Origin of the sequence: uncultured Apibacter sp. (assembly GCF_946479295.1) — a bacterium.
In the GTDB taxonomy this organism is placed as follows: Bacteria; Bacteroidota; Bacteroidia; order Flavobacteriales; family Weeksellaceae; genus Apibacter.
This window is the reverse complement of sequence record NZ_CAMLFD010000033.1, coordinates 1-3,042: the sequence shown is the minus strand read 5'-3', so window position 1 is coordinate 3,042 and position 3,042 is coordinate 1. Positions and strand designations below refer to the sequence as shown.

Sequence of the window (3,042 nt, the reverse complement as noted above, 5' to 3'; positions counted from 1 at the left end):
ATTTTATCAAACTTTCCCTAATCTTACTTATAAAGCTATTATTAAAACAGATGATACCCGGCTATTTGATATTTGTTTATGATAAGAACAATAAGTTGATTGCTGTTAAAAGGTTTATTAAAATTTAAACACTGTAATTAGCTATTTTACTACGCATTAGTAGTTACTTAAAGACCAAGGCGGAACAAATTGTTCCGCCTTGGTCTTTTTAATTATTTTTTGTCAAAATATATTAGTTCTATAAAATTCTATAAAAACAAATACTTTTATCCGTAAATTTCATATCTGAAAGCTTAAAAAAACACCTCCTTTTTTCAACTCATTGGTACTTATTTTCTTATTTCATACTTTTGTATGATAAAATAGTACATTTACTATGAATTCCCAAACTCAAATAAAATGCCCTAATTGTGGAAATGAAATCGATGTTAATGATATTCTTAAACATCAATTAGAAGAATCTATAAAGAAAGAATATCAAGAAAAGTATATTTCCTCGCAAAAGGAACTTCAAGAAAAAAATAACTTGTTAGAACGTCAAAAAGAGGAATTTGAGGCTAAAAAAAAGAAAGAGAATGAAATATTTCAGGAAAGGCTTTCAAAAATAACTAAGGAAAAAACATTAGAAATTGAAAATTATTTAAAGAAAAAAATTGAGGAAGAAAATCAGGAACGAATCTTTTTATATGAAAAAGAACTCGCTGAAAAATCTGAAAAACTTCAGGAACTAAATAAAATGCAAGCGGAAATCTTTAAATTAAATAGAGAAAAAGAAGAAATGAAAGCTGTTCTTGAAGCAGAAGCCCAAAAAAAATTAAATGATGAAATTTTGAGGGAGAGAGAAAAAATTCGAAAACAGGAAAACGAAAAAAATGAATTAAAATTTAAGGAGCTACTTAAGCAATTGGAAGATCAGAAACGTCTTACGGAGGAAATGAAACGCAAGCAAGAACAAGGTTCCATGCAGTTACAGGGTGAAGTTCAAGAATTAGCGATTGAAGAATGGTTAGCTCAAAGTTTTCCTTTAGACACCATTAATGAAATTAAAAAAGGAGTACGCGGCGCCGATTGCCTTCAAATTGTAAATACTCGTGAAATTCAAAATTGCGGTTCTATTTACTATGAAAGTAAAAGAACCAAAGATTTTCAAAATTCCTGGATTGAAAAATTTAAAAATGACATTCGCGAAAAAAAAGCAAATACCGGAGTTCTTATCACCGAAGTGATGCCTTCAGACATGGATCGAATGGGAATGAAAGAAGGAATCTGGATCTGTACCTTCAATGAATTTAAAGGCTTAAGTGCTGTATTAAGGCATTCCATCATTCAATTCAGCACGATACTCAAATCTCAGGAAAATAAAGGCGATAAAATGGAAATGTTGTATGATTTCCTTACCGGAAATGAATTTCGTATGAGAATTGAGGGAATTGTAGAAGGATTTACCCAAATGCAAGAGGAACTAAGCAAAGAAAAAAGAGCTATGATGAATATTTGGTCAAAACGCGAAAAACAAATTGAAAAAGTAATTGAGAATACTATATCTATGTATGGTTCTATTAAAGGCATTGCCGGAAATGCAATTCAAAATATTCAAGCCTTGGAACTAACTACCGATGAACCTTTGAACTTCGAAGAATAAAACTTATAATAACTTTAAAAAATATACTTCCATTTATATAAAATAGAATTATATTTGCAGTACTCTTCGGTAAAATAACCTTAAAAAAAAGTCTATGGAAAAAAACATCTTTGAAGGCACTCCTATTGAAGATCTTCACCCAAATGACATCGCAGAACAACTTGAAGAGCTCTCCGAAAAAGATCGGATTTTAAATTTTTTCCTGCTTCCTCGTAATCAAAAAACGGATGTTTTTACTTACTTGGACCCCAAAATTCAGCAAGAACTGTTGCATGGTTTAGGGAAAAAAGATATTGCCGATTTATTGAATGAAATGGCTCCTGATGATCGTACAGAATTCTTTGTGGATCTACCGGATGACCTAATTAAAAATACAATAAATTTACTAGACGAAAACGAAAGAAAAATTGCTTTGCAGCTTTTAGGATATCCTGAAGACAGTGTCGGGCGATTAATGACCCCTAATTATATTCAGGCAAAAAAATATTGGACTGTAAAACATACCCTGCAACATATAAAAAAATACGGAAGAAAAGCAGAGACCTTAAATTTTATATATATTGTTGATGAAAATGATAAACTCCTAGATGATATAAAAATAGGAAAGTTACTTCTTGCTGATGACGAAAGCAAACTAGAAGAATTAGGGGATGACAATTTTATTGCCCTAAAAAGCATGATGAATCAAGAAGATGCCATTCATGTTTTTGAAGATTATGACCGAAGCACTCTTCCCGTTATTTCTCAAACCGGCGTATTAGTAGGAATTGTTACCGTGGATGATATTCTGGACATTGTAAAAGAACGAGATACCGAAGATATACAAAAATTCGGAGGTGTTGAAGCATTAGATATTCCCTACCGTGATACGCCACTCCTAACTTTATTCAGAAAACGTGCCGGATGGTTAATTATATTGTTTCTCGGAGAAATGTTAACGGCCAGTGCTATGGTTCATTTTGAAGAAGAAATAGAAAAAGCGGTGGTTTTAGCCCTATTCGTTCCTTTGATTATTTCAAGTGGAGGAAATTCAGGATCGCAGGCTGCTACCTTGATTATCCGTGCCATGGCTTTACATGAGATCAAATTGAGAGATTGGTGGTATGTTATGAAAAAAGAAATTTTTTCTGGCCTGTTATTAGGAATCACTCTAGGTATTATCGGTTTTATCAGAATTCTTATATGGCAAAATCTCAATTTCTATGACTATGGCCCACACTGGTTGTTAATTGGGGTTACGGTAGCCACTTCTCTTATCGGCATTGTATTATGGGGAACCCTTTCCGGCTCTATGATTCCGTTTATACTAAGATTATTTAAATTAGACCCCGCCACTTCATCAGCACCTTTTGTGGCTACGATGGTAGATGTTACCGGATTGATAATTTATTTTACAATTG

2 protein-coding genes are annotated in these 3,042 nt (G+C 32.5%); both read left to right on the top strand.

What is annotated here, in order from left to right:
* Positions 1–376: 376 nt before the first annotated feature.
* Positions 377–1,642 (top strand): DUF2130 domain-containing protein, encoded by a 1,266-nt coding sequence (locus Q0T35_RS11055; protein ID WP_295843139.1) that lies wholly within the window; start codon positions 377–379, stop codon positions 1,640–1,642.
* 94 nt (positions 1,643–1,736) lie between these two features.
* A partial coding sequence (gene mgtE / locus Q0T35_RS11050) for a magnesium transporter (protein ID WP_295843137.1) occupies positions 1,737–3,042 on the top strand: 1,306 nt, incomplete at its 3' end.